This window comes from Buchnera aphidicola (Sipha maydis) (assembly GCF_024029855.1).
Classification (GTDB): Bacteria; Pseudomonadota; Gammaproteobacteria; order Enterobacterales; family Enterobacteriaceae; genus Buchnera_J; species Buchnera_J aphidicola_BI.
Genome location: NZ_CP097205.1, coordinates 82,477 through 95,701, shown reverse-complemented (window position 1 = coordinate 95,701; position 13,225 = coordinate 82,477). Strand labels below are relative to the sequence as shown.

The window sequence follows — 13,225 nt, the reverse complement described above, 5'->3', positions numbered from 1 at the left end:
ATTTATAAAAAATAAAGGAAAAAGTAAAAGTGAAAAATAAAATTTCTATATTTACAGATGGATCATGTTTAGGAAACCCTGGACCAGGAGGGTATTGCATTATTATTAAATATAAAAAAATTCAAAAAAAATTTAGTTCAGGTTTTTTTTTAACCACTAATAATAGAATGGAATTAATGAGTGTAATTATTGGAATAGAAAAAATTAAAATTTCTGCAAATTTAATTATTCAAACTGATAGTAAATATGTACATAATGGAGTAACTAAATGGATGATGCACTGGAAAAAAAATAATTGGAATAAAAAAAATAAAAAAAAAATAAAAAATTTAGACCTTTGGATGAGATTAAATAAAATTATTAAAAAACATATAAAAATTGAATGGATTTGGATCAAGAGTCATTCAGGAAATCTTGAAAATGAATTATGTGACATATATGCAAAAAAATCTGCAAAAAATCCAACAAAAATAGATAAAAAATATTTATTTTATCAAAAAAAATAAAAATTAAAAAAAAAGAGAGAAATAAAGAATGCTTTTAATTCAAAAAATTAAAATATTTAACGATAATCTAGTATGGATCATACAAAAAAATAAAAAATGCGTAATAATTGATCCAGGATTAGCAACACCAATTATAAAAAAATTAGAAATAAAAAAAATCATCCCAATATACATTTTTCTTACACATATGCATTTTGATCATATTCATGGAATTTTTAAATTACTTCAAAATTATCCAAATATTAAAATATTTACACCTCAAAAAATAAAAAATATCCAAAAAAAAAATCAAGTGATTATAAAAAAAAAGAAAAATATTTTTATCTTTAATCAATTATGTAAAATTTTCCCTACACCAGGACATACTCATAAAGATATATCCTACTATATATATCCATACCTTTTTTGTGGTGATATTTTATTTTCTGGAGGGTGTGGAAATACATCACAAGGTTGTTCAAAAAATTTATATAAATCTTTAAATGTAATAAAAAATTTACCAAAAAAAACAATATTTTTCAATTCACATGAATATACTATAAATAATTTATTATTTGCAAAAAAAATATATAAAAAAGATTTATTAATTCAAGAATATTTAAATTTTTTAAAAAAAAATTTTAAAAATAAAATTAGTTATAGTTTTCTTGAAGATGAAAAAAAAATTAACTTCTTCTTAAGAATTGATGAAATAGGAATAAAAGAAATGATTAATTATTGGTATAATTCTGCAAGTAAAATTGAATATTTCTGTAATTTAAGAAAAATAAAAGATCAGTATTAAATTTTTGGAGCTAAGCGGGATCGAACCGCTGGCCTCCTGCGTGCAAAGCAGGCGCTCTCCCTGCTGAGCTATAGCCCCTTGGTTTTTAAAAATTTTTTAAAATAAAAATTAAAAAATTTTTTTTATGATAAAGGTGTCAAAATATAGGCCTGAGCGGATTTGAACCACCGACCTCACCCTTATCAGGGGTGCGCTCTAACCAAACTGAGCTACAAGCCTTTAATTAAAAAAGCTTAAAAAATATCAGAAAATTTGTGTGGGCACTTTACAAATTTTATAAAGTGACTTTTAAGGAGGTGATCCAACCGCAGGTTCCCCTACGGTTACCTTGTTACGACTTCACCCCAGTCATGAATCACAAAGTGGTAAGCGTCCTTCGTTAGGAAACGATTAAACAACTTGCTTCTTTTGCAATCCACTCCCATGGTGTGACGGGCGGTGTGTACAAGGCCCGGGAACGTATTCACCGTGGCATTCTGATCCACGATTACTAGCGATTCCGACTTCATAGAGTCGAGTTGCAGACTCCAATCCGAACTACGACGCACTTTGTGAGATTGGCTTGTCTTTGCAGAGTTGCTTCTCTTTGTATACGCCATTGTAGCACGTGTGTAGCCCTGGTCGTAAGGGCCATGATGACTTGACGTCGTCCCCACCTTCCTCCGGTTTATAACCGGCGGTTTCCTCTGAGTTCCCGGCCGAACCGATGGCAACAGAGGACAAGGGTTGCGCTCGTTGCGGGACTTAACCCAACATTTCACAACACGAGCTGACGACAGCCATGCAGCACCTGTCTCATAGCTCCCGAAGGCACTTCCCTATCTCTAGGAAATTCTATGGATGTCAAGACCAGGTAAGGTTCTTCGCGTTGCATCGAATTAAACCACATGCTCCACCGCTTGTGCGGGCCCCCGTCAATTCATTTGAGTTTTAGCCTTGCGGCCGTACTCCCCAGGCGGTCGACTTAACGCGTTAGCTACGGAAGTCATCTCTCAAGGAAACAACCTCCAAGTCGACATCGTTTACGGCATGGACTACCAGGGTATCTAATCCTGTTTGCTCCCCACGCTTTCGCACCTCAGTGTCAGTATTCGTCCAGGAGGCCGCTTTCGCCACAGGTATTCCTCCAGATATCTACGCATTTCACCGCTACACCTAGAATTCTACCTCCCTCTACGATACTCTAGCTTTCTAGTTTCAAATGCAATTCCTAAGTTGAGCCCAGGGATTTCACATCTGACTTAAAAAACAACCTACGTGCTCTTTACGCCCAGTAATTCTGATTAACGCTAGCACCCTCCGTCTTACCGCGGCTGCTGGCACGGAGTTAGCCGGTGCTTCTTTTTTAGGTAACGTCATAAAATGTATGTATTATATACAATTCTTTCTTCCCTAACGAAAGTACTTTACAACCCTAAGGCCTTCTTCATACACGCGGCATAGCTGCATCAGGCTTTCGCCCATTGTGCAATATTCCCCACTGCTGCCTCCCGTAGGAGTCTGGACCGTGTCTCAGTTCCAGTGTGGCTGATCGTCCTCTCAGACCAGCTAGAGATCGTCGCCATGGTAAGCCTTTACCTTACCATCTAGCTAATCTCATCTGGGTTCATCCAAAAACGTAAGGTTTAGTATTTCTAAAGAAATAATAAATCCCCCACCTTTAGTTTCTCAACATTATGCGGTATTAGCTACCGTTTCCAGTAGTTGTCCCCCTTATTTGGGTAGATCCCCAGATATTACTCACCCGTTTGCCGCTCGCCGACAAGAAAAAAATAAATTTTTCTCTTTCGCTGCCGCTCGACTTGCATGTGTTAGGCTTGCCGCCAGCGTTCAATCTGAGCCATGATCAAACTCTTCATTTTTTAAAACTTTGAAAAATTAAATTCAATTAATTCTTAATAACTAATTTTTGCACTTAAATTTTTCTGTGCCCACACAAATTTTCTGATATTTTTTAAAAGAACGTTACTAATTAAAGTTTTTTAATAATAAAACATATTCAAAAAAATGTCAAATATATTTTAATAAATTTTGTTAAAAATTAATATATAAATATATAATATTCTTTACATTAAAACAAAATATCTTCAAAAAAAATAGAATTATTAAAGGAAAATTTAATGATAAAAGAAAAATTAAAAAAAGAAATTGAAAATAGTTTAATAAAAAATAATATAAAAATTTGTTTTCCAATTATTATTCAAAAAAATAAATTTAAAAAAATGGGACATTTTCAAATAAATAATTTATTTTCAATATCTAATAAATGTAAAATTAATTATTTAATTTTAGTAAAAAAAATCATAAAAAAAATAAATTATAAAAAAATGATAAAAAAAATAAATTTTTCTAAACCATGTTTTATAAATATTTTTTTAAACCCAGAATGGGTTATAAAAGAAATAGAAAAAATATTTAGAAAAGAATTTTTTTTTAAAAAAAATAATAAAAAAGTTGTAATAGATTATTCTTCACCTAACGTTGCAAAATCTATGCATGTTGGACATTTAAGATCAACAATCATAGGAGATTCTATGGCAAAAATAATGGAATTTACTGGATATAATGTCATTCGAGTAAACCATATCGGAGATTGGGGTAATCAATTCGGAATGTTAATTGCTTATCTAAAAAAAAAAAATATATACGATATAAATAATATGTCAATAAACGACATAGAAAAAATATATTGTCAAGCAAAAAAAACTTCATTAATTGATAAAAAATTTTTACAAAAAACAGAAAAATATACAGCTAAACTACAACAAAATTGCAATTATTATAATAATATCTGGAAAAAAGTAGTACAATTAACTTTAAAAAAAAACAAAGAAATATATAAATTACTGAATATTAGCTTAAAAGATCAAAATATTTGCGGAGAAAGTTTTTATAAACATATTGTAAAAAAAATTATTAAAAATTTACTTCAAAAAAAAATTGCTGTTATAAAAAACGGAAATGTTATTGTCTTCCTCAAACATCTTAAAAATAGAAAAGGAGAGGAAATGGGAATTATACTTCAAAAAAAAAGTGGAGTATTTTTATATTCTGCAATAGATATTGCATGTATGAAATATCGATGCAAAAAATTACAAGCAAATATAATATTATATTATATTGATTCTCGTCAAAAACAATATATTCAGCAAATATATGAAATTGCTAAAAAAGCAGGATATATTTCACAAAAAACAAAAATAAAACATCATATATTCGGAATGATGTTGTCACAGAACAATCATCCATTTCAAACTCGCTCTGGAAAAACAATTAAATTAATTGATCTTATTCAAACATCTATTCAAAGAGCAAAAAAAATTATTTTAAAAAAGAACAAAAAAATCACAAAAAATAAATTATCTGATTTATCTAAAAAAATTGGAATCGGAGCTTTAAAATATTCAGATTTATCTAAAAATAGAAAAACTAATTATGTTTTTAAATTTAAAAATATGATTTCTTTTGAAGGAAATACATCTCTGTATATACAATATACATACATAAGAATCTTTTCTATCTTAAAAAGATTTAAAAAAAATGTATCTAATTTAAAAGAGAAAATTATGTTTGTAAACAATGATGAATTAAATCTATCTATAAAAATATTAGAATTCAAAGAAATAATATTAGAAACAGTTAAAACAGGACAACCTCATTTAATATGTAAATATCTGTATAAAATTTCATCTATATATTCAAAATTTTATGAAAAACATAAAATTTTAAATAAAAAAAATAAAAAAATACGAAATAGCCGATTAAAAATATCATTTTTAGTTTCTAAAATATTAAAAAAAGGACTCAACTTATTAGGTATTGAAACAATAGAATCTATATAATTAATTAAAATTTAATTACATTTTTAAAAATAATTTTTTTATCATTAGGAATTTCTAAATGAGATAATATATGAACATTAGAGAAATGTGGACGTAATAAACGAAAGATAAAATATCTTAAAGAAGGATGAACAATAATTACTTTAGGCGCATTCATCAATTCTTGATTTGTTATTTCTCGTTGAACATTTTTAAAAAATTTCTTTAAAAAATCCATTCTTAGATTAACAGATTTTTTTAAAGCATTTAATAAAATTTTTTCTGTATTAGAAGAAAGACCAATAGCGTAAATATCTTGTGAGTTTAAATAAAATTTTTGAACAATATATTTACCTAAAGAAATACGAATTATATTTGTTAAATCATCTATATTATTTTGAAGTGTTGAATTTTCTATCAATGTTTCTAAAATCGTTCTAATATCTTTGATCGGGATTCCTTCTAATAAAAGATTTTGTAAAACCTTATTTAACGTAGTTAATGTACATATTTCTGGAATTAATCCTTCTATTAAATGAGGAAATTTTAAATTAACTTTATTTAATAATTCTTGTGTTTCTTGACGACCAAAAAATTCACTAATATTCTTAGAAATTAAATGATCTAAATGTGTCACAATCACAGTTTGTGAATCTATTACTGTATATTTTTTTTGAATAGCATAATTTATTAAATTTTTATTAATCCAAAAAGCTTGAAAGTTAAAAACTGGATCACGAACTTCTTGAGAAGATAATTTTTCTTTTACAAGATGGGAATTAATTGCAAGAAATTTATCTATAAAAACTTCTCCTGATCCACTTTCAACTCCTTTAATAAAAATTTTATATTCACAATCTAATAAATTATTATTATTTTGAATATTAACTTTAGGAGGTAAAAAACCAAATTCATTAGTATATTTTTTTCGAACATAAAAAATTTTAGTTAAAAAATCTTCTTTATTTTCCCCATTCATCAGATCAAATATTTTTTTTCCTAAAAAAATTGATATATAATCTTCTAATGGAACATCATCCCAAGAAATATTTAAATTATCCTTTTTTCTTTTAGAATTATCACTTTTTAAAAAAATTTCATTTTTATTTTGATAACAAAAGCTAATAAGAAATAAAAAACTTATAAAAAATAGAAAAATAAAATTCGGCATACCAGGAAGCAAACCAAAAATTCCAATTATTATTCCAGATAAAAAAATAATATTTATATTAGAAAATAACTGATTAATAATTTCATCACTAATATTTTTATTATTATCTACTTTTGTAATCATAACACCTGCAGCGGTTGAAATAACTAAAGCTGGAATTTGTGCTACAAGACCATCTCCTACAGTTAATAAAGTATACCTTTGAGATGCTTCTAAAATATTCATATTATACTGAAAAATTCCAATTATTAACCCACCCAAAATATTGATAATCATAATTAAAATACTAGAAATAGCATCACCTCTAATAAATTTACTTGCACCATCCATTGAACCATAAAAATCAGCTTCTTGCGATATTTTTATTCGTCTTTCTTGAGCTTCTTTTTTTTTTATTAAACCTGCATTTAAATCAGAATCAATAGATATTTGTTTTCCAGGCATGCCATCTAATATAAATCTAGCTCCAACTTCAGCTATTCTGCCGGCTCCCTTAGTAATTACAATATAATTTATAATCATTAAAATAATAAAAACCACTATTCCAATTATTAAATTATTTCCAATCAAAAAATGACCAAAAGATTCTATAACATAACCAGCGGCATTTTCTCCTTGATATCCATTTAATAAAATAACTCTTGTAGAAGCAATATTCAAAGATAAACGAAATAAAGTAGTAAATAATAAAAGAATCGGAAAAATAGAAAATTCTAAAATATTTTTTGTAAACATTGTTATTAAAAAAATTAAAACAGATAAAAAAATATTAAAAGTAAACAGAATATCTAAAATAATTGGTCTTAAAGGAATAATCATCATAGATAAAATTATTAAAATAAAAAAAGGTACCAATAATTTTTTTAATTGAAGATTTTTATTTTTTTTTAAAATATTGAATAAAGAAAAAAAAATTTTCATTATTTATTTTTTCCTAAAACATTTATATTTAATAATTTATGTATTTTTTTTTGAAATTTTGGATATTCTCCTCCTTTCTTTTTCCATTCTTGTAATTTCCATAACCATGCAAACACATCTGCAACGGATTCATAAAATTCATATGGAATATATTTCCCTATTTCTCCATGCTTATATAACATTTTAGCTAATAAAGGAAAATCTAAAAATAATATATTGTATTTTTTTCCTAATTTTAAAATTTTTGAAAATAAATATTTTGAACCTTTAAAAATTATTTTAGGAGCAATCATATTATTTTCATCATACTTTAAAATAATTGCATATTTTTTAAATTTTGTAATTATTACATCAGATTTTTGAATTTCTAATATACTTTTCTTTTTTATTAAAAATTTCATTTTTTCACGCATTTTTGATTTTATTTGAGGATTACCCTCTAAATTTTTAAACTCATCTCGTAATTCTTGATGACTCATGCGTAATTTTTTATTATATAAATAATTTTTCAATAAAATATCAAAAAATACAATTGGTAACAAAAAAATTAAAAAAAGATAATGTAATTCAAAAATTATTTTCATTCCTTCCATAAAAGAAAAAACATAATTTTTATACATTATAGAAAAAATTTTTATAAAATTATTTGAAAAATAAAATATTAAAAATAAAAATAACATAAAAATACTTAAAAATATCTTTAAAAATTTTACAAAAATAGAAGCAGAAAAAATTTTTTTTATACCTAAAAATATATTTAAACGTCTCGTATCAAAATTTATCATTCTAATATTATAAGAAAAATTTCTAGAAATAGTTGGAGAAAAGAAAACTGATAAAATTATAAAAAAAAATATTATAAATAATATATTTAAAGATTCTCGACAACAATATTTAAATATATTAAATATTTCTTGAAAATTATTTTCTGTAATATTTTGATCAAAAATTAAACTAAAACGAATAATATTAATTAAATCTAAAAAAAATTTTTTTTGAAACAAAGAAAGAATTAGAAAAAATATACAAAACAAAAATAATGAATTTAATTTCTTAGAATAAATATTCATCCCAGATTTTTTTGCTTTTCTAATTTTTTTTTTTGTAGGAGATTCCGTTTTATTTTCATAATAAGACATTATTAAAATCCTTTTATAAAAAAATAAAAATTAAAAAAAATTTTTTTCTATATAAATTTTATTATATAAAATTATTTTAATAACTCATATTCATATCTGAAAAAAAATGTAAAATACCTTATAAAAAATTTTTAATTCTAATATTATATAAGAATATAAATAATTCTAAAAATTTAAAAATAATTAATAAGAGATTACTAAAAATAATGAAAAAAACAAATTATATTCTTTTTACAGAAAAAGAAATTCCAAAAAATACAAAAAATATTAGTCATCAATTAATGATTCGAGCAGGTATAATCTCAAAAAATTCTTCTGGAATATATACATGGCTTCCAAATGGAATACGAGTTTTAAAAAAAGTAATAAATATTATTAATGAAGAAATGCAAAAAAATAATGCTATAGAAATAAACATGCCAATTTTACAATCATCTAAGCTTTTTAAAAAAAGTAAAAGAATAGAATTATATGGAAATGAATTATTTAAAACATTGGATAGAAAAAAAAAAATTTTAATATTATCACCAACACATGAAGAAATAATAACTTCTTTAATAAAAAACAAAATAAAATCTTATAAAGATTTACCAATAATTTTATATCAAATTCAAACAAAATTTCGCGATGAAATAAGACCAAGATCAGGAGTTTTAAGAGCAAGAGAATTTATTATGAAAGATGCATATTCTTTTCATATAAATAAAAAATCTCTCAAAAAAACATATTCTAAAATATATAAAAGTTATATAAAAATATTTAATTCTATGAATTTAAATGTCAAAGTCATTCAAGCAAATAATGGAATTATAGGAGGAAGTATATCACATGAATTTCATTCTCAATATAATAAAAACACACAAAACAATTATTATAAAAAAAATACAAAAAAAAGCATAGAAATAGGACATATTTTTCAATTAAATCAAACTTATTCAAAATTATTAAATTTAAGTTTATATAATAAAAAAAATAAAAAAAAAACATTAGAAATGGGATGTTATGGCATCGGAGTGAGTAGGTTAATAGGAGCAATTATTGAAAATAACTGTGATCACAAAGGAATTATTTGGCCTGCTAAAATAGCTCCTTTTCATGTTTCGATTATTCCTATTAATTTAAACCAAGATATACAGGTAAAAAAAATTGCAAAAAAAATATATAAAAAACTAATACACAAAAATATAGAAGTTTTATTTTATAATAAAAAAGAACAACCTGGAATAATGTTTTCAGAAACAGATCTTTTAGGAATTCCTTATAAAATTATTATTAGTCAAAAAACATTATTAAATAACTGTGTAGAACTGGAAAAAAGAAAAAATGGGTCTAAGAAAATAATTCAGATAAAAAAAATTATTAATGTCATTTTAAATAAATATAAATTTTAAAATAATAATTTTTTAAAAAAAATTTTTTCTAAATTTTCTAAAGTAGGTAATGAATATAAAAAATAAAATAAATTATCTGTAGGATAAACTTTCCATTTTTTAATAATTTTTTTATTACTTGTAGAAAATAAAATACTTAAAATAGTTTTTCCTCCTAGAAAAGGAACAAGATACTTCTTCAGAAATTTAATTTCTTTTATTATATCTGTTGATTTTTTTAAAATTACTTTGATTTCTAACAACATTTTTTTTCTTACAGCGTATAAATTATCAATCTTATTAGCAATTAAAGAAGAAGTATCTTTATGTAAATTTTTTTTCATAAATCCATTAATTATAACCAAATTATTTTTTTTTAAATGTTTTTTTGCAGTTAATAGTAGTTGTGAAAATACAATAATTTCTATATTTTTAGTGCTATCATCTAAATTTATTATTGCTATTTTATTTTTATTTTTAGTTAAAAAAAATCTAATATTTGATATCATTCCAGCTACATTAACAACTTTATTTGCTGTAATATGTAAAATATCTTTTAATAAAATTAAATTAATATAATTTTTTACTTCATTCAAATAATAAATAAATGGATTTTTTGATAAATAAAATCCTAAAACATCTTTCTCATGATCTAACTCTACTTTATAAGACCAAGCAGGATTAAATATAAATTTTTTTTTATTTTGTAATAAATTTTTATTGTTTTTTTTAAGAAAAAAATCTAATTGTTTAGATAATAAAAAATTACAACTTTGTAAAGAAGATTTCATTACATGCGAAATTGAACTATATAAAATTAATCTATTTTTATTAAAACAACTACATGCTCCAGAAAAAATTAATTTTTCTAAAATTTTTTTAGTAATCACTTTTACGCCAACACGAAAACATAAATCAAATATATCTGAAAATAATCCATTTTTATTTCTTTCAAATAATATTTTATCAATCGTATTTTCTCCAATTCCTTTAATCGCTCCTAAACCAAAAACAATCTCTTTTTTTTGATTAACAAAAAAATTATTTTGACTCAAATTTATATTTGGAAGAGAAATTTTTAATTTCATTCTCTTAGCTTCATTAATTAAAATCATGATTTTGTTAGAATATTTCATATCCATAGTCATAGCAGAAGCCATAAATTCAGCAGAAAAATTTGATTTTAACCAAAGTGTTTGATAAGAAATTAAAGCATATGCTACAGAGTGAGATTTATTAAACCCATAACCAGCAAATTTTTCTAATAAATTAAATATTTTATTAGATAATTTTTCTGAAATATTATTTTTTTTTGCACCTAAAATAAATTTTTTACGATGAGTAGACATTTTTTTAAAATTTTTTTTACCCATGACATATCTCAATAAATCAGCTTCACCTAATGTATAATTTGCTAATATTTGAGCTATTTTCATAACTTGCTCTTGATATAATATTATTCCATAAGTTGATTTTAAAATAGGTTTTAATAATTTATGTTGCCATTTTTTATCAGGATAATAAATTTTTTCTTTACCATATTTTCTATTAATAAAATTATCAACCATTCCAGATTGCAAAGGTCCTGGTCTAAAAAGTGCAACTAATGCAACAATTTCATCGAAGGAATCTGGTCTTAATCTTAATATTAAATCCTTTATTCCGTAAGATTCCAATTGAAAAACAGCAGTTGTTTCTGCTTTTTTTAACATATTAAAACTTTTTTTATCATCTAAAGAAATATCTTCTAAAGAAAAATTTTTCTGAAATTTTTTAAAAAAAATTTGATCAATCATTTTTACTGTATTATCAATAATTGTCAATGTTTTTAAACCTAAAAAATCAAATTTCACTAAACCAATATCTTCAATATCATTTTTATCAAATTGTGTGACAGAATGTGTTTTTTCTAAATTATCATAATATAAAGGAGTAAAATTAGTAATTTTAGTAGGAGAAATGACAACTCCTCCAGCATGTTTTCCGACATTTCTAATAACACCTTCTAACTTGACAGTAGAATCAATCAGTTCTTTTACTTCAATATCATTTTTATATAATGCATTTAATTCAGAAGAAACAGAAATTGCTTTTTTCAAAGTAATACCAGGATCTAAAGGAACCATCTTAGAAATTCTATTTAAAAAACCATAAGGATATCCTAATGCTCTTCCTACATCACGTATAACAGCTTTTGCAGTCATAGTTCCAAAAGTAATAATTTGAGATACAAAATCTCTTCCATAAAAATCTGATACATGATTAATGACCAAATCACGTTTATTCATACAAAAATCAATATCAAAATCAGGCATAGATATTCTTTCTAAATTTAAAAATCTTTCAAATAATAAATCAAAATTTAGTGGATCTATTTCAGTAATTTCCAAAACATATGCAACTAAAGACCCTGCACCAGATCCTCTTCCTGGACCTACTGGTATTTTTTTTCTTTTTGCCCATTTAATAAATTCCATAACAACTAAAAAATATCCCGAAAATCCCATTTTATTAATTATGTTTAATTCTCTTTTTAATCTTTCTCTATACAATTTTTTTTTAAAAAAATATTTTTTTTGAAAAAGAAAATTATTTTTTATTCTCTTTTTTAAACCTTGATGAGATTTTTGAATTAAAAAATTTTCAGAACTCATAGTTCCTGTAAAAAATTTTGGTAAAAAATATCTCTGAAAACTAATGTGTACATTACATCTTTTAGAAATTTCTACTGAATGAAATAAAGATTCAGGAATATCTTGAAATAATTTTTTCATTTGATCAATAGATTTAAAAAATTGATTTTTATTATATTTAAAAAAAAATTTTTTAGCATAATTCACCGATACTCCATGATGAATAGACACTCTAATAATATGTGAATAAAAATCTTTTCTTTTTAAAAATCTAACATTATTAGTAGCTACTACAGGAATTTTTTTCTTCATAGAAATATCTAAAATTCTTTCAATATATATTTCTTCATCTACACGACCAAAACGAGATATTTCTAAATAATAAAAATTATTAAAATACTTCTTAAAAAAATTTAAATCATCTTCTAAAAATTGTTTTTTTTCGTTTAATATAAATCTTCCAATACTTCCATCAATCCCACCAGAAAGAATAATCAAACCATTCCTATATTCTACTAACCATTTTTTTTTAATATAAATATCTTTTAAATCAATATAATTTCTTTTATATGCACGTGAAATTAATAATTTTAAGTTTTCATAACCAAAATTATTATATGCTAATATAGTTAATTCATCTAAAAATCCATCTTCTGATAAAATATTAAAATCAGATCCAATAATAGGTTTTATTCCATTTTTATGAGCAAACTTATAAAATTTTATTATTCCATACAGGTTTGTAAAATCTGTTATTCCAATTGCTGGCATATTGAAAAATATAGCTTTTTGAACAATTTTTTCTGGCTTAGATAAACCATCTAAAATTGAATGATCACTATGAACACGAAGATGTATAAATTCAGGATTTAACATGAAA

General features: G+C 23.8%; 7 protein-coding genes, 2 tRNA genes and 1 rRNA gene. 4 read left to right on the top strand and 6 right to left on the bottom strand.

Translation table 11 applies throughout. The features are described 5' to 3' along the window. Nucleotides 1-29: 29 nt before the first annotated feature. Together rnhA and gloB are read left to right on the top strand one after the other, a co-directional pair. On the top strand, nt 30-506 hold the full coding sequence (gene rnhA, locus M3Y47_RS00375; protein WP_252839515.1) for a ribonuclease HI: 477 nt from the start codon (nt 30-32) through the stop codon (nt 504-506). A gap of 28 nt (nt 507-534) precedes the next feature. Then, the gene (gene gloB, locus M3Y47_RS00370; protein WP_252839514.1) at nt 535-1,290 is read left to right on the top strand and encodes a hydroxyacylglutathione hydrolase; all 756 of its coding nucleotides are present in this window, start codon (nt 535-537) and stop codon (nt 1,288-1,290) included. A gap of 5 nt (nt 1,291-1,295) precedes the next feature. Here the strand turns inward: gloB and M3Y47_RS00365 are convergent. The 3 genes from M3Y47_RS00365 to M3Y47_RS00355 form a co-directional block, all read right to left on the bottom strand. Beyond that, nucleotides 1,296-1,368 (bottom strand) — tRNA-Ala (locus tag M3Y47_RS00365). A 66-nt stretch (nt 1,369-1,434) separates the two neighbouring features. Further along, a tRNA-Ile gene (locus tag M3Y47_RS00360) sits at nt 1,435-1,509 on the bottom strand. Between the two features lie 70 nt (nt 1,510-1,579). Beyond that, a 16S ribosomal RNA gene (locus M3Y47_RS00355) occupies nt 1,580-3,152 on the bottom strand. A 258-nt stretch (nt 3,153-3,410) separates the two neighbouring features. On the opposite strand from M3Y47_RS00355, the gene argS reads away from it, so the two are divergent. Next, nucleotides 3,411-5,132 carry an arginine--tRNA ligase gene (argS, locus tag M3Y47_RS00350; RefSeq protein ID WP_252839513.1) on the top strand — a complete coding sequence of 574 codons (1,722 nt, stop codon included), beginning with the start codon at nt 3,411-3,413 and terminating at the stop codon, nt 5,130-5,132. A 4-nt stretch (nt 5,133-5,136) separates the two neighbouring features. Here argS and M3Y47_RS00345 read toward each other — a convergent pair whose 3' ends face one another. Then, nucleotides 5,137-7,203, bottom strand: coding sequence for a flagellar biosynthesis protein FlhA (locus tag M3Y47_RS00345; protein WP_252839512.1), 2,067 nt, complete (start codon nt 7,201-7,203; stop codon nt 5,137-5,139). Continuing rightward, nucleotides 7,203-8,342: an EscU/YscU/HrcU family type III secretion system export apparatus switch protein gene (locus M3Y47_RS00340; protein WP_252839511.1), complete on the bottom strand. Its 1,140-nt coding sequence runs from the start codon at nt 8,340-8,342 to the stop codon at nt 7,203-7,205. Before M3Y47_RS00340 ends, M3Y47_RS00345 begins: the two co-directional genes overlap by 1 nt. Before the next feature lie 206 nt (nt 8,343-8,548). Between M3Y47_RS00340 and proS the strand changes: the two genes are divergently transcribed. Beyond that, entirely contained in the window at nt 8,549-9,733 is a 1,185-nt protein-coding gene (gene proS / locus M3Y47_RS00335; RefSeq protein ID WP_252839510.1) for a proline--tRNA ligase, read from the top strand. Here the strand turns inward: proS and dnaE are convergent. Next, on the bottom strand, nt 9,730-13,221 hold the full coding sequence (dnaE, locus tag M3Y47_RS00330; RefSeq protein WP_252839509.1) for a DNA polymerase III subunit alpha: 3,492 nt from the start codon (nt 13,219-13,221) through the stop codon (nt 9,730-9,732). The two genes, proS and dnaE, sit on opposite strands and share 4 nt — an antisense overlap. Nucleotides 13,222-13,225 lie beyond the last annotated feature (4 nt).

Coding starts and splice junctions, on each gene's coding strand:
- gloB (WP_252839514.1), top strand. CDS start 535: ATGCTTTTAATTCAAAAAATTAAAATATTTAACGATAATCTAGTATGG.
- argS (WP_252839513.1), top strand. CDS start 3,411: ATGATAAAAGAAAAATTAAAAAAAGAAATTGAAAATAGTTTAATAAAA.
- M3Y47_RS00345 (WP_252839512.1), bottom strand. CDS start 7,203: ATGAAAATTTTTTTTTCTTTATTCAATATTTTAAAAAAAAATAAAAAT.
- M3Y47_RS00340 (WP_252839511.1), bottom strand. CDS start 8,342: ATGTCTTATTATGAAAATAAAACGGAATCTCCTACAAAAAAAAAAATT.
- proS (WP_252839510.1), top strand. CDS start 8,549: ATGAAAAAAACAAATTATATTCTTTTTACAGAAAAAGAAATTCCAAAA.
- dnaE (WP_252839509.1), bottom strand. CDS start 13,221: ATGTTAAATCCTGAATTTATACATCTTCGTGTTCATAGTGATCATTCA.